18 protein-coding genes are annotated in these 26,194 nt (G+C 47.9%); 12 read left to right on the top strand and 6 right to left on the bottom strand.

The genetic code is table 11. The features are described 5' to 3' along the window. Positions 1–103 precede the first annotated feature (103 nt). Positions 104–1,813: a sensor histidine kinase gene (locus SNR34_RS15565; protein WP_343260573.1), complete on the top strand. Its 1,710-nt coding sequence runs from the start codon at positions 104–106 to the stop codon at positions 1,811–1,813. A gap of 9 nt (positions 1,814–1,822) precedes the next feature. Beyond that, positions 1,823–3,463: a response regulator gene (locus SNR34_RS15560; RefSeq protein ID WP_486182356.1), complete on the top strand. Its 1,641-nt coding sequence runs from the start codon at positions 1,823–1,825 to the stop codon at positions 3,461–3,463. A gap of 215 nt (positions 3,464–3,678) precedes the next feature. Here the strand turns inward: SNR34_RS15560 and SNR34_RS15555 are convergent, their stop codons facing one another. From SNR34_RS15555 to SNR34_RS15535, 5 genes are all read right to left on the bottom strand, one after another. Beyond that, positions 3,679–5,361 carry an extracellular solute-binding protein gene (locus tag SNR34_RS15555; RefSeq protein WP_486182355.1) on the bottom strand — a complete coding sequence of 561 codons (1,683 nt, stop codon included), beginning with the start codon at positions 5,359–5,361 and terminating at the stop codon, positions 3,679–3,681. A 313-nt stretch (positions 5,362–5,674) separates the two neighbouring features. Continuing rightward, entirely contained in the window at positions 5,675–6,388 is a 714-nt protein-coding gene (bglS, locus tag SNR34_RS15550) for a beta-glucanase (RefSeq protein WP_236414109.1), read from the bottom strand. A 192-nt stretch (positions 6,389–6,580) separates the two neighbouring features. After that, positions 6,581–7,420 (bottom strand): formylglycine-generating enzyme family protein, encoded by an 840-nt coding sequence (locus SNR34_RS15545; protein ID WP_486182354.1) that lies wholly within the window; start codon positions 7,418–7,420, stop codon positions 6,581–6,583. Positions 7,421–7,539: 119 nt separating this feature from the next. Further along, positions 7,540–8,175: a glycoside hydrolase family 11 protein gene (locus SNR34_RS15540; protein WP_236414105.1), complete on the bottom strand. Its 636-nt coding sequence runs from the start codon at positions 8,173–8,175 to the stop codon at positions 7,540–7,542. 96 nt (positions 8,176–8,271) lie between these two features. Beyond that, positions 8,272–9,039 carry an alpha/beta hydrolase gene (locus SNR34_RS15535; protein WP_236414104.1) on the bottom strand — a complete coding sequence of 256 codons (768 nt, stop codon included), beginning with the start codon at positions 9,037–9,039 and terminating at the stop codon, positions 8,272–8,274. Between the two features lie 599 nt (positions 9,040–9,638). Between SNR34_RS15535 and SNR34_RS15530 the strand changes: the two genes are divergently transcribed. The 9 genes from SNR34_RS15530 to SNR34_RS15490 all read left to right on the top strand — a co-directional run bounded on the left by SNR34_RS15530 (position 9,639) and on the right by SNR34_RS15490 (position 24,373). Next, entirely contained in the window at positions 9,639–11,117 is a 1,479-nt protein-coding gene (locus SNR34_RS15530; RefSeq protein ID WP_339278225.1) for an Lsa family ABC-F type ribosomal protection protein, read from the top strand. Between the two features lie 242 nt (positions 11,118–11,359). Then, complete coding sequence (locus SNR34_RS15525; RefSeq protein ID WP_236414102.1) at positions 11,360–11,887, top strand: hypothetical protein; 528 nt, start codon at positions 11,360–11,362, stop codon at positions 11,885–11,887. Positions 11,888–11,907: 20 nt separating this feature from the next. Next, a complete protein-coding gene (locus SNR34_RS15520; RefSeq protein WP_486182353.1) occupies positions 11,908–14,676 on the top strand; it encodes a DUF6603 domain-containing protein in 2,769 nt (922 codons plus the stop codon). Positions 14,677–14,679: 3 nt separating this feature from the next. After that, a complete protein-coding gene (locus tag SNR34_RS15515; protein WP_486182352.1) occupies positions 14,680–16,083 on the top strand; it encodes a hypothetical protein in 1,404 nt (467 codons plus the stop codon). Further along, the gene (locus SNR34_RS15510; protein WP_486182351.1) at positions 16,058–16,918 is read left to right on the top strand and encodes a hypothetical protein; all 861 of its coding nucleotides are present in this window, start codon (positions 16,058–16,060) and stop codon (positions 16,916–16,918) included. The genes SNR34_RS15515 and SNR34_RS15510 overlap by 26 nt, the downstream gene beginning before the upstream one ends. An 85-nt stretch (positions 16,919–17,003) precedes the next feature. Next, on the top strand, positions 17,004–20,516 hold the full coding sequence (locus tag SNR34_RS15505; RefSeq protein WP_486182350.1) for a hypothetical protein: 3,513 nt from the start codon (positions 17,004–17,006) through the stop codon (positions 20,514–20,516). 703 nt (positions 20,517–21,219) lie between these two features. Beyond that, the gene (locus tag SNR34_RS15500) at positions 21,220–21,684 is read left to right on the top strand and encodes a class F sortase (protein ID WP_486182349.1); all 465 of its coding nucleotides are present in this window, start codon (positions 21,220–21,222) and stop codon (positions 21,682–21,684) included. A gap of 56 nt (positions 21,685–21,740) precedes the next feature. Further along, positions 21,741–22,829 carry an amidase domain-containing protein gene (locus SNR34_RS15495; protein WP_486182348.1) on the top strand — a complete coding sequence of 363 codons (1,089 nt, stop codon included), beginning with the start codon at positions 21,741–21,743 and terminating at the stop codon, positions 22,827–22,829. A gap of 80 nt (positions 22,830–22,909) precedes the next feature. After that, the gene (locus tag SNR34_RS15490) at positions 22,910–24,373 is read left to right on the top strand and encodes an oligosaccharide flippase family protein (RefSeq protein WP_486182347.1); all 1,464 of its coding nucleotides are present in this window, start codon (positions 22,910–22,912) and stop codon (positions 24,371–24,373) included. Between the two features lie 103 nt (positions 24,374–24,476). Here SNR34_RS15490 and SNR34_RS15485 read toward each other — a convergent pair whose 3' ends face one another. Then, positions 24,477–25,559, bottom strand: a complete 1,083-nt coding sequence (locus tag SNR34_RS15485; RefSeq protein WP_486182346.1) for an ABC transporter substrate-binding protein — start codon at positions 25,557–25,559, stop codon at positions 24,477–24,479. Between the two features lie 192 nt (positions 25,560–25,751). Here SNR34_RS15485 and SNR34_RS15480 point away from each other — a divergent pair, with 192 nt between their 5' ends. After that, positions 25,752–25,925, top strand: a complete 174-nt coding sequence (locus tag SNR34_RS15480) for a tryptophan RNA-binding attenuation protein (RefSeq protein ID WP_236414089.1) — start codon at positions 25,752–25,754, stop codon at positions 25,923–25,925. Positions 25,926–26,194: the final 269 nt, after the last annotated feature.

Here is a 26,194-nt window from a genome sequence, read left to right as displayed (position 1 = left end):
GCATGAACTTGTATATTAAAATTATAGCAACGGCCATTTGCGATCTATATCCTAATATTGCAACAACGATAACAATATTTAAATGAGTTGAGGAGGTTGAACGTTGTTCGCCCGTCTGAATGTCTTTACCAAAATCACCCTGCTGTTCATCGTATTGCTGGTACTGGTGCTGTTTCTGTACACGTACTCGAACAGGGAGAGCGTACGCGTGATCGAACATGAAATCCAGAATAATTCGATGAATCATCTATCGACTTTTGCCGATTCGGTAGAATCCAATATTTACCAGTTGTCTCTTTACGGCATGTCCATTGGCCAGGATTCCAGCATTCAGGAATACCAGCGTCCGGACTATAAAGATAACCCTTATGAACGTGTCAAGGTAGGCAGCGCCATTCTGGAAAAGTTGAACCTGTACAATGCGGCCAGCAAATGGCATTCAACGATTACGTTGTATTTTCCGCGTTTGCAAAAAGTCATCTCGACGGATTATTATGCTTCTATTCCGTACCGGGAAGACGAATTCACGAAACCGCTCTCGAAATCATGGACGTATACGCTTAACCAGTTTGAATGGTACACCACGGACCCGACCACAGCGAGCATCAAACCGGACAAAGCCAGATTAATCACAAAGATCAGCTTCCCTGTTCGTCATTTGACGGCGATGCTGGATCAGAACAAGTTAAATAACAAGGGCGATCCCTTCATGTTTCATCCAGAACTCGGCCTGATCAGCAACAGCAGCGGCAATGACACCTTGAAAGCGGTTCAAAGCAAACTGCGGGAGATGGACTTGCAAGGCAAAGGCGGCTTTACTACCAACCTGGATCATACCGAATACTATGTTTCCTATATTCAATCCGGCAGCCTGGGATGGTATTATGTCGATTATGTTCCCATGCAGCAAATTCTGAGACCGATTACGAGCAGCCGCAATCTCTTTTTTGCTTCCATCACGGTACTGATCGCCATGAGCGTGGTTGTGTTGTATGTCTTGTACCGGAGCGTTCAACTCCCGCTTCTTCAACTGGTGAAAGGTACGAATCGCTTGTCGACCGGGGACTTTTCCGTTCGTTTGCAGCATTCGTCACGGAACGAGTTCAGTCTGCTGTTTGCACGATTTAACATCATGGCACAGCGCATTCAGGAATTGATCGAGAATGTGTACGAGGAGCAGCTGAGAAGACGCGAAGCTACGCTGAAGCAATTGCAGTCGCAGATTAATCCGCATTTTCTTTATAACTGCCTCTTCTACATCAAAAACATGGCCAGGATGAAAAACGAAAAAGCCGTGGTCGCCATGGCTCTGAATCTGGGTGAGTATTATCGATACATAACAAGGTCGGAGAAGGATCAAGCCACGGTCAAGGAAGAACTGACAATGGTCAAAAATTATTTGGAAATCCAGTCGTTGAGACTGGAACGGATGCATTTTACGATCGACGTACCTGATGATATTTTGGACAAAACCGTTCCAAGACTCACGCTTCAGCCTATCGTAGAGAACGCTATCATTCATGGCATTGAGCCTCGATCCGAGGACGGCCATATTACCATTTTTGCAGATTGCAAGGATGACAATTACAAGATTACCGTTGAAGACAGCGGACTTGGCATGACGGATGAACAGCTGAATCAATTGAAGAGCAATCTGTTGAAACCACTGGATGAACATATGGGTTGCGGCACCTGGAACGTTCATCAACGTTTGTACTTTTTGTATGGTGACGGGGCCGGACTACATTATGAACATTCGCCAACCGGCGGCGTTAAAGTAAGCATCACATGGCACGACAATATCAAGGAGTAGGTGATACGCATGTTACAGATTTTATTGGTTGACGATGAGAAATCGGTCGTGGAAACGTTAGCCGAAACGATTCCATGGGAGAGCTGCGGAATCGGCACGGTTCACGAAGCCTTGTCCGGCGCGGTAGCGCTTGAAATCATGGAAAATCACGATATTGATATCGTTATTACAGACATTCGCATGCCGGAGATGTCCGGCATTGCGCTGATTTCAGCCATTCACGAACGCTGGCCGCATGTGCAGACCGTTCTTTTATCGGGGTATGCCGATTTTGAATATGCCAAACAGGCGATGGCGCTGGAAAGTTTCGACTATTTGCTCAAGCCTGTTAGTGATGAAGACCTGATCGAGACCGTGCAGCGACTCGTGGACCGGATCAAGCAAAAATGGGAAACTGCTGCGTCATATCAACGTGCCTTGCATGCTTTTCAGGAGAACCTGCCTCTATTGCAATCGACCATGCTTCATGAACTCCTCACAGGCAAAACCTATTCTCCGCAAGCCCTGTCGGACAAGCTTGAATTGCTGGAGCTGCCCTACTCGGTCGGTGAAGAACTGGGCATGCTGGTGATCCGTATGGAGGAGCATTTATCCGAGATGGGCCAGCATGATCTTTCTCTAATGGAATACGCGATATGCAATATCATCAGTGAAGTGATGCAGCATCATTTTCATATCTGGCACACACGGGATGTCCACGATTATCTCGTTGTACTGGCCAGCGTTAAACACGGCGCATCAACAGGGTTGACCAAGGATGAGAAACCGCAAGCCCTGCTGGAGCAGTATGCAGCCCAGATTCAAACGAATGTACAGCTCTACTTGAAAGGCGCCATCTCCATCTCGGTCTCCCATTGGGGCAAGTTTCCTTACGAGATCGGCGAAATTTACGAGGGAGCCGTACGTTCCATGCGCAAGCGGATGGGTCAGGTACGAGGCCTGTTCGTTACGGCTTCGGATGATCCGGATGTGCATCCGGTGCCGGCGATCCGTTCCTTGTACAAACCGCCTACGCTGATCAGTTTGCTGGAAGCCGGACGTTTTGACGAAGTGGAGCAGAAAATCGAGGTAATCTTTGATGAACTGCTGCATTCAGGCGAGCATCATGACATTGCGGAAACGACCATCGAAGTGTATCATGCCTTGGCGGGGGCGTTTGCTTACATCATTCACAAGAACGGCAAACAGATCTCTTCCGTGCTTCCTGCCGAAACGTATCGATACTTTCATGCACCGAGTTATGCCACCGCTCAGCAGCTGAAAGACTGGTCCATCCGGACGCTTCATTCGATCAGTGAGGATGCGGAACAAGAGCTGAAGGACAATCACAGCACGATCGTGCGCAGTGTCAAAAGCTTTGTAGACCATCACCTCGCTGGTGACGTTTCCTTGCCCGCTATAGCAGAGCATGTTCACCTTCATCCGGTGTATTTGTCCAAGGTATACAAGGCAGAGACAGGAGAAGCTCTTACCGCCTATGTGTATCGGTTGCGTATGGAAAAAGCAGCGTATTACCTGCGTTCATCCAGTGCAAAAGTATTTGAGATTGCCGAGCTTGTCGGGTACAACAATACCGCCTATTTTATCCGGGTGTTCAAAAAATTCTATGACGTGACCCCGCAAGAGTACAGGGAGAATCTCCCCGTGTGATACAACGCGGAATCAAAGGCTGGCTGTTCGATAGACCGAACCTAGAGATGTGAGACGCGCTTGTTCCAACGCCCGTACAGCCAAAAGGCATTGCCGGAATGATCTCCGACAATGCCTTTTCAATTTCGTTTGCTTCTTGGTCCAGTTGTTCACACGACTTAGTCTATTCATACGAACAAGACTGCTCATGCAGCTGTTGTAATTAATCTTTCGCTTTATTTTCCGCTTGTTACGGATTGATACCACTCGTTTACTTCCTGCGTAATCTGATCCCCGCCGGAAGATTTCCACTTCTCGACAAAGCCGTCAAACGCGTCTACCGGAGCTTTGCCATAAACGATCTGCGAGAACAAATCCTTCTCCATCTTCGACAGAATATCGTTGTTCATTTGCATCGTCATGGTTGGAGCGCCTGTGAACATTTGGTTATAGACGATATCTTTTTGATCCATAACAATTTTGGCTGCTGCAAGCATCGGTTCCGGCACGCCGGATTTCATTTTTTTCTCGAAAGGCGTTGTTGCTTCTTCCCCGCTTGCGAGCTTCGCGAGTGTGGTCATGCTCAGACTTGGAATCCGTGCACCGTCAAATGTCAACGTGTACTTCTCAGGCAAATAACCGCCGGTCGCACCGGCATCTGTAGAAGGTTTGCCGTCAACCATAGCCCAGTCATATCCTTCAGCGAAGCCGTGTTCGAATTCATCGCCTTCTGTTGGATTCGCATAGTGGTCAAAGAGATAGTTCTGGTAGGTGAAGAAGGCTTCCGGGTTCTTCATGTCCTTGTTAATCAGGATCACGCCATTACCGTTCGATGTACCACGTCTGCCTGCTTTGCCATCTGGTCCGGCCGGAATGGGATAAGCTTTGTATTCAGCTTCCGGATTATTTTTCTTCACATCCTCCAGCGGCCATGACGGCATCCAGTGAGGTCCTACAACAATGCCTGCTTTACCTGCCGTAAATTCTTCCGCAGCTTTGGTCTCGTCATAAACGCCCGCTTCTTCCGGGATATACCCTTTGCTCATCCAGTCCTGCAATGTGGCAAGAGCCTGTTTTGCACCAGGTGTGACGGAGCCATATTCAAGCTTGCCATCTGCATTCAGGTTCCATTGATTCGGCATCGTGCCATACGCTCCGAAAATCCAGCCTGCATCAGACATCCAGGTGTTCAACCAATTTTTGAATCCGATCGTCAGACCATACGTATCTTTTTTGCCGTTTCCATCCGGATCTTTGTTTGTAAACGTTTCCATGATTGCTTCAAGATCACTTAATGTTTCCGGTGCTTTCAGATTGAATTTTTTCATCCAGTCTTCCCGAATCCACATCACCGGATCTCCGTTATAGGCATAGTCGAGAATCGGAATGCCGATTCGTTTGCCGTCCTGCATGTACGGGTACCATACGGAAGGATCTTCATTAACGGCTGCTTTCCACGTATCACTCGCATATTGATCAAACAATTCGCCAGCATCTGCAAATTTGCCAGTTTCGATCAACTCGCGCACCAGATTGAATTCCCCGCGATACGAAATAATGTCTGGCATCTCCGCATTGGAAGCAAGCGAGAGGCGCAGCTTGGTTTCGAATGCATTATTGGTGGATGGTGAAACCCACTGATTTTTCAATTCAATGCCGAGCTTGTCTTTTGCCCATTTTGTGTGTACGTTGTTGTCCTGGTCCTCACCTGATTTGAACTTCACATCCGGACCCCATGGCCGCAAATACGTGATGCTGACAGGCGGATCATATTTACCATCCTTCATCTCCAGTGCAGCACTTGGTGTGCCCGACGCAGCTTCTTTACTCTGTCCACTGCTGCCGCACCCGCTGAGTACAGCGGAAAGCGCGAACACTCCGGCGAGTGCCAAACTGCCTATTTTTCTTTTTTTGCTCATGTCCAACCTTTGTTCCCCCTGTCTATGTAGTAATGTTGTTTACAGAGTCCATCATAATGAATGATCCGTATGTATGCCCATACTAATATTACAACATTTATTGCATTAATTTAGGATATTGGAAAATGAATATGAATGTTGTATTAGTGCAATGTTCCTTGTAAAAATGCAAAAAAACAGCCGTTTTTTCGTTTAATCATCTGTATTTTTCGCTTCCGGACTCCCTTTTTCATGCAATTAAAAAGAGGGAAAGCGGAGAGCATACCTCTCCACTTTCCCTTTCATGATTTTACTTTATTGTGCTTTGGCCATTTTAGTTGCTTGTATACTTCACCCAGTCGTATTCGGCATACAGCGGATTGGCTCCATTGTACGGTCCAAGCCAGTGATCCACGCCAGTTCCGTTCCACAGGTTCATCATAATTTTACCCGGCGTCTTCGGAATGTTCGTTGTGGCCGTATGTTTCAGAACACCGTCGACATACCACTTGATATAACCGGGCTGCCAATCGAATGCATACGTATGAAAGCCTTGGGACGCATCAAAGCCCAAATTGATGATTTTTTCATGACCGCCGACGCCGTTCGTGTAATAATTGAATTGCACTTTCGTCGTGTCTTTTCCCAAAAATTCAATATCAATCTCATCCCACTGCGTCCCGTCCGCAGGCCCTGTATAGGTGAAGAAGGAAGACACGACTCCCGTATTTTTGGCAGGCTTCATGCTCACCTCGTACAGACCATACCCATGTTTGTTGGTTGTTCGGTATTCCCCGCAATCGAATTTGTTGTATGCAGAACTTGTCAAACCCAGCCTCAGTTTGCCGTCACTCGTAAAATTAACATTATTCGCCCTCCAGGTGCAGTTAAACATCGAACCATTGGAATAACCATCAGCCTTTTGCCATGTGCTCGGGTTGTGGTACGTTAGCGGCTCCCAAAATACATACCCCGCGAAAGCGCTTACTGAAAATAATAATGAAACCACTCCCGAAACCATTAACGCAACCCATGTCTTCCTTTTCATCATACACCTCCATTCAAATTCACCCACTTAATTTAAAGCGCTTACATGGGTGTTGTCCCCATTTTATACACTTCTCCTTATTCGAACTATAACAAACTTGAAAGAACAGATATTCATTTTTAAAGATGATTGGTTCAAAATGATCTTTTTAGTTTCAAAGGAAAGAGCCCTTCTCTATTGAAGGGGCCCCCTTTATTTTCCTCGTACTACCCTCAAACCCTGATCGGGCCCTAAGCCATTAGCATCGAATTTGCCTGGAAAAGAGATCTCCATATTGTTCATCCCGCTGACCCAGCCTCCGCCCTTGGTTACTCGCCAAGTATTCTCCGGGCTTTCCGGGTGGCTGTGCCATTCCCAGCACCATTCTCTTACATTGCCGGACATATCATGAATGCCCAACTCATTGGCCTTCTGTGTACCGACAGGTTTCGTTTGTGTGCGGTTGTTCTCAATGACCGGCCAGCTCCATTCTCCGGTTAACGGCTTGTCCCCCGCATTCATCCAGTACCAGGCCACTTCATCAGCATTGTTGCTGCCGCTATACGTATAATTCTTGCTTTTCTGCCCTCCGCTTGCAGCATATTCCCACTCCGCCGCTGTAGGCAGGCGATAACCGTTTGATTCTTCGTTGATGGTAACGGTCCATTTCAGGTTATCATATTCATTTTTATTATTTGGATCGGTTGTATTCTTATCAATTGTATAATAAGGTTTCAAACCTTCCTTGATGCTGCGCTTGTTGCAATATTCCACCGCGTCATACCAGCTTACCCTCTCAACCGGCCGGTCTTCTCCTTTGAAGCCGGACGGATTATTGTCCATGACCTCCATCCATTGCTTCTGAGTCACTTCGGTTTTCCCGATATAGAAATCAGGCAGGGTAACGCCCTTGCCGCTATAAGCGGACTTACTGCTCTTAAACGTACCACCCTCGACCAGAATAAGATCATCACTCACCGTGGAGCCGGCGGTTGAACAAGCACTCAAAGCAGCAACAGCTAGAATTGAAAGCAATATCATCCACTTTCCCATTCAACGACCTCCTTCGAAACTGAAGCTGAGAGCAAGACAGATCGTGGACCTGTCCTGCCTAGGTTCAGTTCAGGAATTCAGGATACGCCTGCTTCCGATTGCCTTCACAAGGAAAACGATTACCAGACGGTTACGTTTGAGCTTCCGCTACTTTGATATCCTTCGGTTGCCATAACCTGATAAGACCAGCTGCTGCCCAAGTACATGCCTTTGCTTGCCCATGCATTCACGTGATTGCTGAACGTGATCGTGGAGTTGACTCCGATGGGACGTTTGGACTGTCTGACACTCCAGTATTGCGGGAACGTTTGATAGCCGTCAATCGAAGGAGCATTGTATCTCATCGTGGTATAGATGTCGTACGTGCCGCCATCGCTGTTTACGGTGCCTTTATACGTACCTGTCGGACGGTATGTTCCCCAGTTATCTACCACGTAGTACTCGATCAGCGAATTTCGGGTCCAGCCATAAAAAGTCAGGTATCCGTTACCCGAAGGTGAGAATACACCAGCGTTATAATTGACTACACGATTAGGCGTCCCGTACGTCCAGCCTTTACCCACAACGAAATTCCCCGTATTCTGCCAGGTTACGCTGTAGTTTCCGCCTGAACCGTTCACGGCATTGACCGTACCTCCACCATCTGTCCAGTTTTGCCAATAATCCGTCGCGGCTCCGGAAGTTGCGGCGAAGACACCAAAGCTCATGGAAGCTGCAAGAACAACGGTCATCAATTTTTTCCCAAATTTAAACATATCGGAATACCTCCTGATATTTTTGATGGATTCTGAATTAACATCGTCACAGCAACCTTTACGGACTTCTTTGAACGAGTGATTGAATGCGGGCAATCATTTGAAAAGGCGTTTCGAAAACAGATACAGATCGTTCTTCCACACCGGCCAGTCATGCCCTCCGCTCTCTTCATACCAAATGTGAGGTACTTCTTGCTGCTCCAGGTATTGATGTACGCCGATGCTGATCCGGATGAGATTGTCCTGATCGCCGCAGGAAAGCCATAACAACGAGAGCAGCGAAGACGCTTTGGCCGGATCGGGCACGAGCAGCTCCGGGGCTTTGGTATTCGGAGCTGCCGAAAAGGCGCCGACCCAAGCAAAATGGTCAAGATGGCTGAGTCCGATGTTCAAGGACTGTCCTCCCCCCATGGACAAGCCGGCGATTGCCCTGTTTTCCCTGGCTGTGCTTGTAGGATAACTGGACTCGATATAAGGGATAAGGTCATGAAGCAGATCGGATTCAAACCGTTCGAAAGCTCTTATTTTCTCGGGATCAAAAAGGTCTCCCTCCGCGCGATCATTAGGCATGGCGCGGCCGTTGGGAAATACCACAATCATCGGTTCAAGCAGACTGTCGTTGTAGAGATTGTCGAGAATGGTCTGTGGAGCGCCATGGTTGTGCCACTCCGTTTCGTCCCCGCCTATCCCGTGCAGAAGATAAAGGACAGGGTACGTAAGTGCCGAAGAAAATCCTGGCGGCTTGTACACCAATGCTTTACGTACATTGCCGACCGTTGCGGAGTCATACTCCACCGTCTCGACCACGCCGCGCGGTATGTTATCGCGGTATTGGTCAAATCCTTCAGGTGCCGAAGTTATCATGTACAGTGCTCCCTTCAAGGTTTGCGTTCTTCGATCGAACAGCTTTACAATGACAACATTATTCCTTCTCCCTCTGAATTTCGCTTGCAGCAGATCCCCGGTTTCCAGTTACTCCCCTGCATCGCCAAGCATGTTACGACACCACCTTCCTTTCTGCGTGAATTTACATTCCAAGAAAAGCAGGCTAAAGGAGCATGAAACTCGAATGGCCTTGGTTTCGATTCGCTCCTTCTCTCCGAGTGTAGCGCTTACATATTTTAACAGCAACCGGATAAAGTATAGGACTTGGCTGTATCGTTGCAAAACCGGTATGATGATGCCGAGTCCCTGCAACTTGACCCATGATTATAAACCATGTTAAGTTTTCTCTATTGAAATACAGAACTTTTAAAGGGGGGACCAGAGGATGACCGAATTAGAGGTTGTAGATGTTTATGTGGGCCTGTCGCTGAGGATGAACATTGACATGGTCCACCATACGGTTAAATCGGAGCTCTGATTAGAAACAAGCTTATTCAGATTATCAAAAAAGGGATCCATGTCATGGTCATTTCCTCTATCATTTAGCCATCTAAATTAAATGAAAAGGATGATCCCTTGTGTCATTAATAAACGTCTCTAACCTGACTTTTGCCTATGAAGGCAGTTACGATAACATATTCGAGAATGTAAGCTTTCAATTGGATACGGATTGGAAATTGGGCTTTACGGGAAGGAACGGCAGAGGAAAAACGACGTTTCTTAACCTGCTGCTCGGCAAATACGAATATAGTGGTACGATATCTGCGAACGTTAGTTTCGAATATTTTCCTTTCCACGTCGAAAATAAAGATGCGATGACGATCGAGGTCGTCGAGGACGTTTATCCAGAGTACCTGCATTGGAAACTTGTACGAGAACTGAACCTGCTAAAGGTTTCGGAAGATGTATTGTATCGGCCTTTCAGTTCACTGTCGAACGGGGAGCAAACGAAAATATTGCTGGCTGCCTTGTTTATGAAGGAAAATCGGTTTTTGCTCATTGACGAGCCTACCAATCATTTGGACATTCATGCCAGAAAACTCGTCAGCAATTACATCAGCAGCAAAAGCGGTTTTATTTTGGTATCCCACGATCGCTCCTTCCTGGATCATTGCGTAGACCATATCCTTTCCATCAACAAAACCAATATCGAGATTCAGAAAGGGAATTTTTCCGCTTGGTGGGAAAACAAACAAAGACAAGATCAATTCGAGCTCGCAAGCAACGATAAATTAAGAAAAGACATTAAACGTTTATCCGATTCCGCCAAACGCACGGGAGGCTGGTCGCATGAAGTCGAACGGACGAAAAACGGCACCCGAAATTCAGGTTCAAAGGTGGACAAAGGATATATCGGACATAAGGCTGCCAAAATGATGAAACGCTCCAAAAACTTGGAGCAAAGACAGCAAGCAGCCATCCGCGAAAAATCCAAACTCCTCAAAAATATCGAGAGTGCGGAACGTCTGCAGATCCATCCATTGGATTTTCACAAAGATGAACTTGTGCAGTTGGAACATGTATCGATATCGTATGGCTCCAAGACGGTTTGTAAAGATGTGAATTTCACGGTCAAACAGGGGGATCGCATCGCACTTTTCGGCAAAAACGGATCTGGAAAATCAAGCATCCTGAAACTGATCTGTGATGAACGAATCACGTATACAGGCCATCTCCGAAAAGATCCCCAAGTTAAAATTTCGTACGTATCCCAGGACACTTCAGGTCTTGAAGGAAGCTTATCCGAATTTGCCGCCGCCCGGCATATTGATGAAAGTCTGTTCAAATCCATATTAAGAAAGCTTGATTTTTCAAGGCTGCAATTGGAAAAGGACATTTCGACGTTCAGCGCTGGCCAAAAAAAGAAAGTGCTGATCGCCAAAAGCCTCAGTGAGCAAGCTCATTTGTACGTATGGGATGAACCGCTCAATTTTGTGGATGTCATTTCCCGAATGCAGATCGAGGAATTGCTGCTCGAGCACGCCCCTACCCTTCTTTTTGTGGAGCATGACAGCGAATTTTGCGAAAATATCGCCACGGATATCGTTGAGCTGTGAGCGCGCAAGACACGTGACATACAGGAAAAAGTCGCTAATTTAGCGGCTTTTTTTGCTTTTGAAATTCCAAGTCATAACACACGTACTGATTTTCCAGCTCATCACATATTGTATAATCGGACAATTTTCAAACCGAATTTTTTTACTTCAATGTCCGGTAACTCTTGGCGATTCAGCATCGCAGCTTTCTTATACATCAGCTTATACAAACTTTAACCATTTACGTGGAGAGGATGAACGAAATGAGTCAAGAGGTATTCAACATCGAAGCCGCAGGAGGCAACAATGTTCTGGCTTTCGTGGATTTGACGATTCTGAACTGTAGTCTCAAAGGCGTCTATCAGTATGAGGTGACCAAGGACGAAAAGAAAACGAAAATCCTCGTCATGCCTACCGATCCTGAAGCCCAGAGCATGACGCTGACGGAGCTGGTCACCGAAATCAATAACATTATCCAGTCGTTCGGCGGCGGTCAGAAGGTCAACGAAGAGAGCATGAAGTCTACGTTGGAATCGCTGGGCCTGAAAAACCTCGCGGATATTCAAGTGCAAATCCGCCAGCTCTTCGTTTACGTCGATTCGTCCAGCATCCAGGCCAATTCCAAGCCTTGCGAGTATGCATTTAACTTTGTCATCTTAAATCCGGTTCATCCCGATGAAAGCTTGAAGCTCTTTAATATCAAATCTCTCGGCATTGCCGTTTATAACACCAACCGCCAAAAAATTATAGAGCGCATGCAGCTTGAAGATATTAACCAGCTCTTAACTTAGACTAAGGAGCCGTCAATAAAATGAAAGCTTACGATGCTGAATCCGTCAAATCACTGACCGCCGTGCTTCACAGCGAGTTTTACATCGGGGAAGCCCTCTTTCAAATTGTTTTTCTCAAGAAAAAAGAAGGCCTTGTCGTTGCAGGGAAATGGGTCAACCCGGACATCTCTTTTGAAATGAGTGAGGTGGCCGATAATTTTGGCATCCTGCTTCCGGAGTTTTTGAACTTCGAATTGGTTATCGAATCCATCGGAATCGATTATTTATCCGACGAAAACAAAATCGTCTTCGATGGTGGCATACGTCATTTTGGCCATTTGTTGCTGGAAGCATGGAAAAGTCCGAATAAACCGGCAGATAGTTATAAGCTGGCTTTGGACTTTGACCGGAAACTGGAGCTCACCAGCATCCCGATCATCGGCCGGTTCTGTAATCCCGGAGACGGCTTTATCTTTAAAGGGTTGAATTTGAGTTACACGGAAAATGTGGAATTTAAATTTACTTTTCTTGCCCGGCTAGTCATTAAACAGCTTGCCGTTAACCTCGATATAGATTATATCCAATCCTTGAAAAACAAGCTTGCACTTCCTCAGCTACCGGGGAATGCTTCGGAGCTTCCGACAAACACCATCCATTGGCTTGACATCCATAAAGGCTTCGGCGTCCTGTACTTCTCCAAAATCGGAGTCAGTCTGATCGAATCCGAGCTTACGTTATATCTCGACGCAAGCTTTACGATCTCGTTCATCCGGCTGGACTTTTTTGAACTTAACGTGTCGACTTCTTTAAAAGACCTGAGCGACTTCGATTTTGGACTGAGCGGTTTGATGGTCACGCTGGAGAAGCCCGGGTTCAGCCTGACGGGCGGATTATATAAATCACCCGAAGAAAAGACGCTTTACAATGGGGTTTTAGGCTTAAAAATCGGTCAATACAGCCTGCAGGCCCTCGGTTCCTACGGCGAGATGCCCGGCAGCGGAGAAATGACCTTTTTTGCTTACCTGATGCTGGGCTTGCCGCTCGGGGGACCGCCCTTCTTCTTTGTTAACGGCCTGGCATTTGGGCTCGGGGTGAATCGGTCCTTAAAGCTGCCCGACTTGACCCAGGTCCGGTCCTTCCCTTTGGTGGAAGCGGCTATGGGAGACAACACGGGACTTCGGCCGGACACACCGCCGATGGTGGCCTTAAGCGCTTTGAGCAAGTCGATCGTTCCCGCCTCGGGCCAATATTTCATATCGGCAGGGGTTCGATTTACGACGTATGGCGTGTTGGAAAGCTTTGCGCTGCTCAATATCGAAATGGGTAATCGACTGGTCATTTCCCTGCTCGGTTTATCCAATGCATCGATGCCGCCAAAATTAACCGGAGTAAGCCCGATAATGCGGGCTGAACTTGCGCTGAAAGCCGTATTCGATCCGGGAAATGGCCAACTGCTGGTCATGGCAGCTTTGACAGACCGTTCTTTCCTGTTTGACCCGGCTTGTAAGCTCCAGGGAGGCTTTGCGATCGGGTTTTGGTTCAGCGGAACCTATCAAGGAGACTTCATCATCACCCTGGGCGGATGCCACCATCCGGCATTCCATAACATCCATTATCCATATATCCCGGCGCTCGGTGTTTCCTGGATCATCAATCGCAATATTTCAATTAAAGGAAACGCCTATTTTGCCGTAACCCCTTCCTGTATGATGGCCGGCGTCAGCCTGCAGCTGCTGTTTGAGTCGGGAAATCTGAAAGCCTGGTTCTACGCTGCAGCCGATTTTATTTTGAAATGGAAGCCGTTCTTTTATCAAGCCAGAGTTCGGGTATCCGTCGGCGTATCCTACCGCATCAAAATATTCGGCATCGGCAAAACGTTCAAGGTAGAGATGGGAGCAGATTTGTCGCTTTGGGGGCCCAAATTTTCAGGAAAAGTCAGAATCAATTGGACCATTATCTCCTTTACCATCGGTTTCGGGGATGACAATCCGCAGGAGACCCGAACCATCGGCTGGGATGAATTCGCGGACAGTTTTATTCCCGGATCCTTCGGAGACGGTAAAGCCAGGCTTGCAGCGTCGGCTTCTGCGGCAGCCGGAGCAGCCAGACTGGGCAGCATCTCCATTACCAGCGGACTTCTCACCCAATATCAAAAAGCGGATGGCAGCGTCGTTTATATCGTCGACGGTTTTAGAGCCGGAATTATGATCGAGCAGAAAACGCCCTGCTCCGATTTGTACTTTAACGGACAAAGGCTGCTGCAGAACAAAACGAAATTCGGGATCGTGCCCATGGGTCTGAGCGATGTTCGAATGGAACAGCACGTCACCATCAAAAGACTGGAAGATGATCAAGCTGTTCCGTTTCTGCAAGCCGTTCCCGAAGTAAGAAACATGCCGTCCGCCTTATGGGGAAACCAGGCGCCGGGACCGGATGCTTCTTTGATGAGGGATATGCCCGTAGGCATGTCCATTACCGTTCATAATCCGGTTTCGTTAATTCATATCCTTCCCCGGGAAGGCAGCTATGCAGAATCGGTTCTAAGCTCATCAGAGCTGATCATCAGAACTGCCGTTTATCACCCTCCCGTATATGAACCGGCAAAGGTGTATCCCGCCGAGCCTGAAACCGTATTGAATATCGTAAAAACCACGATTGGCAGCAATCCCAGACGAGACCGTCTTCTAATGGATACAGCGGAAGCCTTTGGAACTTGGAATCAGGTACAGACGCGAGCTTTGGCCGATAATCCGCAGGCCGTGCTTTTCGCGGTTCCCGTTCTTCGTACCACAGGCAGCCAGGGAAGCTAGATCATGCCAAGAAACAAAGAAAGGAGCCTGTCCATGGGGGAATCCATCCGCTTCGCGCAAAGAAGTGAACCGCCGCTGAAGGCCGGAACCTACCGGGTTCAGGTTGAGCAGGTTACCAATATCAACTGCCGGCTCTCTAGTGAAACGACCGACTTCAAGGTTTCATCCGAAAGATTTTACTTGTCTCCGGATCAAATCTACTCCGTCTATCCCCCTAGGGAAGCTGTGGGCAACTATGCGGAATGTCTTCCCCATATCGTGCTGAACCGCAGAACCCTTCCCTGGGAAAGGGCTTTGCTGAAGGGCCAGTCCCATATGCCCTGGCTCGCCCTCCTTGTGTTCGACGAGACGGAAAGCATCCAGCTCCACGAAAGCACGGTGGGAAACGCGCTGCAGCCGGAAGCCGGCGTTTTTGTTCCTTCTCTCTCGCTGGAAGACCATGAGAAGCCGGAAGATCCGTGCACCTATGTACATATTCCGGCGAATCTTCTAGCAGAAATATTACCTTACCCTGAAGCATTATCGCTGCTGGCTCACGGGAAAGGCGTAAGCCTGGATCGGAAGGTGACCGACGCTTCCGTCAATGACGACTGGTTTGCAACGGTCGTCTCAAACCGATTCTGCCTGGCCCCCGGCGACGACAGCCAAGCCATTCGGCACAACGCCTGCCTCGTATCTTTGGAAGGATACGAGGTCTGTCTCAGCAGCCAGCAAAGCCGCCGTGACACATTGGCACATGTCCAAACGGCCAGAATGATCGTGCTGGCGAACTGGAGCTTCTCCATGGCAAAAGCCGCCTTTGATTTCGGATCGGCATTCGCATCCCTGGATGCCGACATGCTGTCTACCCCTTACCAGGGAAGCAGCGAGCAAATTCAGAAGCTGTGCAAGCTCGGGTACTTTCCGATGAATCATTTTGTACGGGACGGAAGTCAGGTTGTTTCCTGGTACCAGTCTCCGCTGATTCCTTATGAGGATCCGAGGACCCCAGTCAAGTGCGCGCGCTTCGCCGACCAGCTGCTGGCCTATGATCCCGATACAGGAATGATGGATATTCGCTATTCCAGCGCATGGCAGATCGGAAAATCGATGGCGCTGGCGGATCAGTCTTTTGCCCAAAAGCTGTATTCGTGGCGCCAGAGCAATGAAACACTGGCCAGGACTTCGGTCTATCAAGGGCTCTTAAGCCTTCACCTTTCTTCACCGTCCAATGAAAAACGGGTTCATGATTGGAAGGATGAGAGCTCCATCGGATATTCTTTTGTCAAAACAGCCCGGTCACCAGAAGGAACTGACCCTCAACCCGGATCCAGCGGAAAACAAATCCTGCTGGAACAGTTGAACGATCGATACAAAACTTTGCTGAATGAGGTGATTTCGGATGCAAGCCCGGATGGATTGGGATAATTCGCCTCAGGTCGTCCGCACGCATATTCGCCGTGTGTTTGGCGAGCTTGCTGCGCTCACGAAAAATCAGCCTGTACGTCTGGAACATCAGGACGATGAATTGATCGGCTGGCTGAGCCAATTAGGTCTGCTGGTGAACCTGCCTTTTCATTATCTGATCCCCACGGAATCGATGCTGCCCTCCGACTCCATCCGTCTGTTTTATGTGAATCCCAACTGGCTTCAGGCGTTGATTGACGGAGCTTGCAGCCTGGGAAGAAACGCTTCCCTGGATCTGACCCATGATCAGGAATTAATCGATGCGGTCATATCCCAAATCGGCAAACGAATGAAGGCTGTCCGTCCCCTGCTTCAAAACAAGTCCGTTACGGCAAAGGAATTGGACGATGAGGTACAAGCCATCGGGGGATTTCTCCTTCGTTCGCCTTTGGTCCGCGGCTGGCGAGGACTGGAGTTTAGAGCCCTTTCCTCTCAGGGCACCCCCCTGCGGGCACTCCGGATTGAAACTTTGTCCGATGATGTGTTAATCGGTTTGTTTGAAGGGGTCCCGTATACGCTTGAAATGGCTCAACCGCCGGAAGGATTTTTTTTCGGGTTTAATCAGATCAACGGCAGGTACATGAAGCGGATGAGAAATTTGGACAGCGGCGAGCTGCTCCCTGAATCGGATTCGATTGAAGTCGCCGTGCAGAACGAGAATTTGCGAACCATTGATGTATATCAAACGGCAAAGCATATGGAGGCTTATTTTCAAAAGGAGATCACATCCGCCGAGTTTGCACTCCAGATGATTAAAACTCCATATATCGGAAGAGTTATAAGAACCGACGAATAAAACGAATAACTTTCGCGGTGTTGAACATGGAATGAGGGCGAGGTGTAAGGGAATGGAAATCCCACGTTTACCTAAAAATAAAACATTGTGCGTTCCAATCCAGGTCCAAGCGATGATGGTCGGAACAACTCCGTCGCCCACCGTTTTTGCCGATATCACCGATAATTTCTCCAAAATCGGCAGAGATCCGCTGGGCGATCAGGTTCCCGCTCCGATAATGAGTGAAAAGAATCAGGAAAAACCGGGAATCCATCTGAGCTGGATTTTGCCTGAGGGCCTGAGACAGGGATATCAAACCCACGAAGAGCTTGAGCCCGAATATCCAAGGGCGCCTAACCGGTGGATCGTCTCCCGGCTGTGGTCCTCGAAAAAGCAACCCGATCGGGTATCCTGCAAACACTGGATTGTGGAAAGCGATGCGATGGAAAAAGAAAAAGGCCCGGTTTTCTGGAATGAAGACAGCTTGACGTTTCCCAAGCTTGATGATCCCGATTTCCCATACCGGATCTTGGGCCGGTCCTTCCCGATCGACACGAACGTGAATGAGCCTTTGGAGAGATTTCAAGACCTTCACGCGCTTGGGCCCGGTAATCCCGCTTTCTCTGTCATGTATCCTTATCATGTCAATGTATTCGGCTTTTATGATGATTTATTGGCGGGCGACAAATTCGGGAATCGTCTTAAAGATGTCAGAGTCAGCTACGTGATACGGGGTTATTATCAAAATCAGCCGGCTTTGATCGAATCGGAGGAAATTTGCAGGTACCGGTTCGGATGGAAGCCTCCGGAAGGCTTGGCCTACCCCGCCTATCCGGTGCTGCACGGAGTTGTAACCGGCCTTCATTGGGGGGATGACGAACAGGATTACAACGGCCACTTCATCAGCAATCTTCCGATGCCCAAACTGGCCGTTGGCAATTCATCCGTTGAAGCGGTTGCCGCTTTAAATGCGGCAAATCATATGTCGAACGAGCGCTTAATGCGGGTGTTACTAAATGATCAAAGTCATAAACTGATGAACCTGGACGGGATTTATCAGGCAGACTATACGGACCATAAAAAACGGTTTCAAATCGTTGCGGAACAGAACAGTTATTCACTTCAGAGCAAAATCAGCAACAGCGACAGTGATCATCAGGAGCTGCCGGAACTCACCCCGGACGAGGAGCGTTTGTTCAGGAGCTTGCAGCAGGGGCTTGAAGAACTTTATAAGCAGCGATTTGAAGCCGATGCCAAACGATCGTTAATCTATGATCTTTGGTGCAAATATATCATTACAGGCTACACCGTCGAACCGTTAGGAAATGACCAGGCAAGAATAAATATGAGGGAATATGAGGAGGCTCTGGCAAAAGAAATCCAGGGGCTGGACCTTACGGAGTCCGGCTTGGAGCAGCTCGCCGAACACCTCAAGATCCTTGAACAACAACTGCTCGGTTCTATTCACAGCTTCTATGATCTGGAGCAAACGGCGGACCATCGGTTCTACGAGCCGAATTCTCCGGTTCTTCTTCTCTCGGGCGCAAGCCGGGGAAATCTCTTTGATTCAAACGGATCGCCGGGAGAGCTTTTAAAATGCAGACTGCTTGGAGAAACGATCCGCTCCTTTGCGATTGACTTTAAATTCAGAGAAAACGCCTATTCGGTATCCTGTCATACCGATCAGCTGCTTGCCCAGAAGCAGGTTAAAGGAAATTATCCTGAACTGCTGCTTGAGGCGGTACTGTTTACATCGAACTGCGCGGATCTCTTGGTTAACGTCATTGCGCAGCAGCTGGATCTCTTGCCGTTGTCGGAAAATGAATATGACGATTTGCTAAAAGTCTTTAATCAGGCACTGGAGGACATTACGAAAAAAGGCATATTGGATAAAGGGCAGCAGCTGCCCGACCCGCTGTTTTTAAATGTATGGAGTGAACCTTGGAATCCTGTGATCCTTAGCTGGCGGGCCCTCTACTATCCGGACAAAAAACTTGTCAGCAGTCATCCGCAGCTGGATCACTGGAATTTTCAAGGCACGGACTATGTATATCACAATTCGGAACCGGATACCCATGAGTCTGTGGTGATCGAGGGCAGCATTTTTTTGACCCCCCATATCGCGGAGCAGCTTTATGCGATGACGCTCAAGCAATTGGGCGCAGAGGAAACGAAGAAATTTGGGGACCTGACCCAGCTGGACTATCTCTCTCAGACCCTGGAAGGCTTTAATGAACGATTTTTAATGAGTCAGCTTGCGCTGCGTTTCCCTGTCATGGTGTTTAATATTGGAAGTGCGGAACTGGCGGCGCGGGTCAGGGAGGCATTAGGAGAGTTTGCCGTAGAAAAGCCGCTGTTCAATACGTTCTTTTCTCCTTTAAGGGGAGGTTGGTGTAAACTGGATAAACTCAGATTGATCGATACCTTCGGTCAATTCCAGGAGGTTCAATGCAGCCAATATGCCATCGCTGAAGATATGAGAATGCTGCCTTTCCCGATTGGACAGTACATGATGCTCCCTCCGCGCTTTATGCAGCCCACCCGGCTGGATTTTAACTGGATTCAGGGTCGCACCGGGGAAAACTGCGACTTTAATCTTCCGGATTCCCCCATTTGCGGCTGGATGATTCCGAATTATATGGATCAAAGCTTGTTGATTTACGATGAGGACGGCTATATGCTTGGAAGCCTGATCGTGACAGCCTACGACGGAGATCGGGTCCATTGGAGAAATGCGCCGGGCACACCGGAGAGAGAGCCGTCGGGAGGAGGATCTGCAGAACTACCTGATGGAATAAATCCGGATTTGAAGGCTTTCTTAAGTGAGTTTCTGCGCCGAAGCCGTGAACATAAGGAGGATGTGCTCACCCCGTTTCTTGACCTGGTCGACTCGGCCATGTGGGAGATTCATCAGCCCGAGTCCACAGGCTCAACCGGTTTAAGCCAATATGCCGGAAAACCGCTGGCATTGGTGAAAGCACATGTCAAGCTGGTGCAGGCCGGGCCGCCTGCGGCTTATAAATTTTTTGAAACCTTCAAGGGCCCGGATTCCCCTCCGGATATCTCCATTAGCCAGTTTAAGATGCCGTTATGGATTGGCGAAACCCATCATACGGGGGATGGTATGATCGGCTTTTTTGTTCGTGACGACCAGACTGGTTATAAGCAGTTCAACAGCGCTTTTGCCGATACAGGGTACACCTCCGATTATTTCAGGCATAATCATCGGGTCGATGTTCCCGCTGGCGACCGTACGGACGGGACGGCCTTGTCCCTGATTATGGACCCTTATGCAACGATACATCTCATAAGCGGCATGCTGCCAGTCTCTGAACACCGCCTTCCGCCGGATCGGATCGAAGCTGCTTTAAACAGGCTTTATCTGACCTTTTATTTAGGTCCGCTGCTGGCCGGAGGAGAAAGCTATGTTATGCCGCTGACGCAGCTGCCTAACCGGGAATGGGAATTTATCACGCCCGGAGAGAATGGGGCATGGGTCGAAACTTCGAATCTCCATCCATCCAATGGAAATGCCTTTCTGGTTCCACCTCCATTTCGTGCAGTAGAAGGCTGGCTGAAATTAAAATTGGGGGAATCACCTGACTCAGAATCCCAATAAAGAAACCGTTTGGTATCAAGAACTCCCTCCTCCGATAACCATCTATCGGAGGAGGGGGTTCTAATTTTTTATGGGTAACACTAACCGTTTGCTGCTTTTACTGTTTCGATTTGTAAAGCGATTTATTGAAATGAGCGCTGTTTTTTCTTTGGAATTTTTTGAGAATTTATGCAAAAAAATATTAAATAAATCCCGTCACAACAGGCAACAGTAAACACGCAACCCAATTCCGCTAATTCCGAGGAGGAAAAATTCATAAAAAAATCAAGCATCACAGCGATTGCTGCTTGTATGTTGTTTGCTGCCACTGCACAAGACAGAGCACAAAATGAAAACAAAAGCGCACGAAAAAGCACACAAGCTGCATCAGAAATCGGCTGGCGGACAGCATAAGCTGCATTCGAAAAGCGTTAAGAGGAACACAAACTGCGTGCAAAAAGCGTTAAGCCACATGCACTTCCGAAATCCGGTTACGGCGGAGTAGCGAGTAACAGCCGACGAAAGGACCAAGGGAATCCATTTTGCCTTTGTCCTTTCAAACATTGAGGATGGGAACAATGACAAAACGATATATTTTATGGTTTCTGTTTCTCGTGATTTGTCTTAGCCCTAGCATTGGGTTATGGTCAACAAGCCAGGGCCAATTTCAGGCTCACCATGAAGCATTTCAGGCAAAGCCTGATCCCATCATGAGCAAGAAAACATGGATTCTACATCATGGTCTGCACTTAAACCTGTACGATTGTGTATCCCCTCGGTTAACCTTAGTGCATCAGTCGTTCCTGTCGACGTTCAAAAAGACGGCCGGCTCGGTGTTCCCAAATCAAGCGAGATTGCCGGATATTTTGCGGGAGGCGTGCTGCCAGGAGAAGCAGGCAATGCGTTAATTTCCGGACATGTGGATGATTATAAAGGTCCAGGCGTCTTCTATCCGCTCAAAAAACTGAAACCCGGCGCTTTTGTGCTTTTGTTTGATGAAAGCAATCGTTCTCTGGTATATCAAGTGGAATCCGTTGAATCCTATTTTACGGATGAAGCTCCCTTGGATCGGATTTTTGGTGAAACGTCCGACTTTCGTTTAAACCTGATTACTTGTACCGGGATATACAACCGTGCCAAAAAAGAGCATGAACAGCGCTTGATTGTTTATACGCGGCTGATCCAATAATTTATGGAAAAGGGAGCAGGCAAATGCAGTTACGTCACATCATTGGTTGGATTGCCATGTTGTTGATCTCAACATCTTTTTCATTTGCAGACTACCCGTCGTCCGCAAATGCCCAAGATGCATCCGACATGGAGACAAAAGAAGTAGAAGTGTTCCTGAACGATCTTTTTCACACGCGTTCCAAGCATCTGGCCGGAACAAGCGTCAATCTGGAGAAGGATTACGACCTCGGTTCCAGTTCTGGACGGCACGCCCTTAACATTCAGAAAATCAGAGCCACCTATTTGCATGCTTGGGCCGACCACCGCAGCATGGCCGTCGTCGATGCGCAATCGAAGGTTCGGATTGGCAGGATGAAATTTACGGGCAACCAGGTCAAATTAACTTTGGGACATTCACAACAAATCGCATATACGTATCATGATACTCCTTCCAAGATGAATTGGTTTGGTCTGGGGACTTGGCATGTAATGACGCTGACCAAAAAAGACAACCGCTGGGTTGTGGCCAAGGAATGGTTTCTTGATCCATTGGAGGAAAATCCCAAGAAAATTCCTGCAGGCGTGTTACCACCCTCTCCATCCGACCGGAGCATCCCTTCAGGCAAACAGTATAATCGCCAACGTGCAGTCGACTATGCGAATAAGTATGCCGGCTTGGCATGGGGAGCCGGAAACGAAGGAAAATATAACCGGAAATATAAAAATTATAATCATTTGGGTGGAGACTGCACCAACTTTGCATCCCAGGCTTTGGGTGATCCCGAAGAAGGAGGCGGCTTAAAGATGAGGGGACCATGGAGATATCATTATCCGAATGGAGGTACCCGTACCTGGGTGCAAACCGATTCATTCAAGCATTTTCTTCTAAACAGCGGGTATGGAACGGTTATCGCCAGAGGGCATTTCGGTGATCTTACACAGCGAACAGACAAGCGTCCATACGGAGCCATCGGTGAGCTGGTTTCAGGTGATTTGATTGCCCACGTTATGCACAACGATGTGGATCATTTCTCGATCGTCACCGGCTTTGACGATCACGGCTATCCGCTCGTTAACTCGCATACGGCCGACCGATACAAGGCTCCCTTTGATCTGGGATGGGATGACGAAACCCAGTATCTGTTCATTCATATTCGGGACTAGGTGACGCATTCCCTATGTTCTTACTTGTTCATAAAGTTCATATATTTGAACGGACAAGTTAGAACAGGAGGACCAGAGCAATGGACAAGTCGTCGCTCATGATGCAAACGGGAATGCGGCTTGGCGCCATCGCGTTGACCAAAGCCATAGGGTTTACAGGCAGAGTAGCGTTAACACGGATGATCGGTGCCGAAGGGATCGGCCTCTTTCAGATTGCTTATGCTTATTTCGGATTTGTGCTTATGCTGATCACAGGCGGCTTCCCCACATCGCTAGCGTTATACACTGCCAGAACGAAACATCAAGGATGGACATGGTTTAAGCGGCTGGCGGTTCTGCTTATGATCGGCGGAGCCCTCGCCTTCTTGCTGACCCTTGCGTTTACAGCAGAGCTTTCGCATGTTATGGGAAGCGCAGACAGCTACTTTTTTATTCGCGCATTGGCGCCAGCTTTTGTTGTTGTTCCGCCCCTTGCCCTGCTGCGGGGATATCTCCAGGGTCTGGAACATTATCAAGCGGTAGCCTTTTCCGAGGTAGCTGAGCAGTTGGTCAGAATAGCAATGATGTTAACGTTATGCTTTCTCCTGTTACCTAAAGGTGCGCACTATGCCGGCGGGATGAGTATGATGGGGACGACATTGGGGGGAATTGCCGCTTTTGTCATTCTGCTTGCCTTTACTGCAAGGAATACTGCTGAAATCGGCTCTCCGTTCTCCCCGTCGGGGACGGATAAAAAATGGTTCCTTCAGAGTTCTTTCGCGATTTGTCTGACACGTCTGCTCATACCGTTTTCAGACATGATCGATGCCATTATTATACCTGCAAGGCTTCAGAGCGCCGGGTATTCCGTCAACCAAGCTACCGCCCTTTTTGGTTTGCTGACAGGTATGGCCCTTCTGGTCGCTTATATGCCGACTATTGTTACAGCGGCGATCTCCCATACTATGACCATGAAACTTTCGGCAAGCTGGGAAAAACAACAGGAAAACCTCTTTCAGGCATACAGTTTCAAAGCCATCCGATATGCATGGAATTGGGGCTTGGTATCCAGCCTCTTTTTTTGGATATATTCAAGAGAGCTTTCATTGTTATTGTTTAATTCTACGGATGCCGCCCAGTTGATCCAATGGCTGTCCCCAATCCCGTTAATTGTCGGCCTAAGAGAAATCACGACCAGCATTCTATGGGCTCAGGACCGAAGAAAAATCACGTTCATCAGCACAGCAGTCAGCATCGCTTTTGCCGTATGCTGCCACTACATACTTATTCCCTACCTGCATTTGAACGGAGCCGTGGTTGGCATTCTGCTTATGGAGCTGATCGTCCTCTCAGCCAATGTCTTTGCGCTCAGAAGGCTGCTGAAATGCACATTCTGGAGCAAAATGGCTGTATGGGGCTTCGTCATATTATTCATCGGCATACCGCTGGGCTATTCGTCCCGGATGGCCGCACATACCTTTTTCCCGGGTACTCCCGGGGAAGTAACAGCAATGGTATTGTATGGTGCCTGCCTCCTCGTTTGCTGCAAATGGTTAAACCGTTAGGATGAACCAAAAGATGACCATAGGATGAACCAAATGAAAAGGAGCCGACGCATAAAGTTGGCTCCTGCTTGGGAGTTAACCCAAATAAATGATATCCAATTCATTACAAGCCCATATCATCGGCAAGCGTTTCAACTCCGGTGAAGATGGAATCTCCATAGCCCCAGAAATTGTTGAAATCAATAACGTAAATTTTCTTGTTTTTGACTGCATTAACGCTTTGTACCTGCTTGTTGGCTAACAGTTTTTCAATCGTTTGCTGCGGGTCGATGCCACCGGCATATTTAGAAATAATCATGACATCCGGATTAATTTCGATTAATTTCTCCAAGCTGAGCGTGCCTGTTTCGTTAATAAGCATATTATGCATATTTATTAATGACATCGCACTCTCAATAAACGTATCTCCGTTTCCATTGTAAATGCCGATGGTTCCATCCCCATTATCAAAGAAAGATGCATAGTTGATCGGTTCGGCGCTTGCTCTCGCTTTGAGTGCATTCTCGCGAACTTTAAGCTTCTCTATATATGCTGCTGCATTTCCTTGTACGTTAAAGATTTCGCCTAGCTGAGCAATATCCTCATATAGACTATCTAGCGATGCATCCGTCACGCTGGTCCGCTGCACATACGTTTTGATACCCATTTCATTCAAGCTGCTTACCGTGCCAACGCCCCAGTCGGCATCCTCAAACAATCCGCCACGTCCCATGACCAGATCGGGGGAAGCGCCGATCGTTACTTCCTTGCCAACATAACTATCAGCCAATACAGGGATTTTCTTAAACTCCTCAGCAATGTCTTCAGGGACACTACCGAACAGCGCTGCCACGCCGACAATCTTGTCGGTCAAACCGAGGCGAATCAACAGTTCGGCAGCACCTTGCGTATTCGCAACAACTCGTTCGGGTGCCTTGTCAAAAGTTTGTTCGTTGGCCACCCATGCACCGTTTTCTGTTTTATAGTTTGAAACGGTTAGCGGGTACGCTGTTTGGGCCGCATCCGAACCATTCCCGCTCGTTTTTTCCTCATCCGCTGCAGCTTTTGCAGAGCTATTCGTCGATGCTTGCTGTGAGCTGCTGCTTTCAGCATCGCTGCTGCCATTATTGCTGGAGCAGGCTGCAAGCACAAAAACCATTACAGCCATTAAACTAATGAACATTCCTTGTTTGATCCTTCCCGACATTTCAATCCTCTCCTCTTTTATTTACCGACATTATGTATAGCAGTCATTGTCAGTATACCGTAAATGTCGAAGTTCGTAAATGAGAATTATAATCATTCTCAAGGTTGAATAAGTGACTTACTTTTGATATGTTAAAGCAAAGCGAGGCGTTCTACCTTCAACCTCCTTAAATAAAACGTAAAGGTGATCAGGATGTCAGTAATTATTGCAACAGACGATTTAGAGCTCCCCTGCCCTAACTGTAACGGAGAAAAATATGTTGTTCTCAATGACGAAAAAGAACCTTGTTCTAAATGTGACGGCAAAGGCGTAATTTTAACAGCGTTGGGACAAACATTGCTTCATTTTATCAAAAAACACGCTTAGCTTTGGTTAAGGCAACCAATAATTTGGATAGAACGCACAGCTTGTACTTGGTAAGCAATTAACAACAATGAAGGAGTCCATTTATACTTACTACAACGGAATATTACACCTAAAATCACTTGGAGATGTGGACTTTTGTGGAGAGAAATCTCCATTTTCGCCACACAAAGGCCTTATACAGGACATTTGTGTGGTTTTTTTGCATTCAAAAACAGGAGGAGACGCTGAAGGTGTAGTTGCGGTACTTCGCCCTGACTAAACGAAATCCG

This window comes from Paenibacillus sp. XP01 (assembly GCF_057364885.1).
Note: the sequence above shows the minus strand (reverse complement) of the source record. Positions and strands in the feature narration are given on the sequence as shown.

Bases quoted from the DNA above. Each gene is read 5' to 3' on its own strand.
- SNR34_RS15490 (WP_486182347.1), top strand. From the start codon at position 22,910: ATGGACAAGTCGTCGCTCATGATGCAAACGGGAATGCGGCTTGGCGCC.
- SNR34_RS15510 (WP_486182351.1), top strand. From the start codon at position 16,058: ATGCAAGCCCGGATGGATTGGGATAATTCGCCTCAGGTCGTCCGCACG.
- SNR34_RS15545 (WP_486182354.1), bottom strand. From the start codon at position 7,420: ATGGGAAAGTGGATGATATTGCTTTCAATTCTAGCTGTTGCTGCTTTG.
- SNR34_RS15555 (WP_486182355.1), bottom strand. From the start codon at position 5,361: ATGAGCAAAAAAAGAAAAATAGGCAGTTTGGCACTCGCCGGAGTGTTC.
- bglS (WP_236414109.1), bottom strand. From the start codon at position 6,388: ATGAAAAGGAAGACATGGGTTGCGTTAATGGTTTCGGGAGTGGTTTCA.
- SNR34_RS15495 (WP_486182348.1), top strand. From the start codon at position 21,741: ATGTTGTTGATCTCAACATCTTTTTCATTTGCAGACTACCCGTCGTCC.
- SNR34_RS15525 (WP_236414102.1), top strand. From the start codon at position 11,360: ATGAGTCAAGAGGTATTCAACATCGAAGCCGCAGGAGGCAACAATGTT.
- SNR34_RS15540 (WP_236414105.1), bottom strand. From the start codon at position 8,175: ATGTTTAAATTTGGGAAAAAATTGATGACCGTTGTTCTTGCAGCTTCC.
- SNR34_RS15500 (WP_486182349.1), top strand. From the start codon at position 21,220: ATGGATTCTACATCATGGTCTGCACTTAAACCTGTACGATTGTGTATC.
- SNR34_RS15485 (WP_486182346.1), bottom strand. From the start codon at position 25,559: ATGTCGGGAAGGATCAAACAAGGAATGTTCATTAGTTTAATGGCTGTA.
- SNR34_RS15480 (WP_236414089.1), top strand. From the start codon at position 25,752: ATGTCAGTAATTATTGCAACAGACGATTTAGAGCTCCCCTGCCCTAAC.
- SNR34_RS15560 (WP_486182356.1), top strand. From the start codon at position 1,823: ATGTTACAGATTTTATTGGTTGACGATGAGAAATCGGTCGTGGAAACG.
- SNR34_RS15515 (WP_486182352.1), top strand. From the start codon at position 14,680: ATGCCAAGAAACAAAGAAAGGAGCCTGTCCATGGGGGAATCCATCCGC.
- SNR34_RS15520 (WP_486182353.1), top strand. From the start codon at position 11,908: ATGAAAGCTTACGATGCTGAATCCGTCAAATCACTGACCGCCGTGCTT.
- SNR34_RS15535 (WP_236414104.1), bottom strand. From the start codon at position 9,039: ATGATAACTTCGGCACCTGAAGGATTTGACCAATACCGCGATAACATA.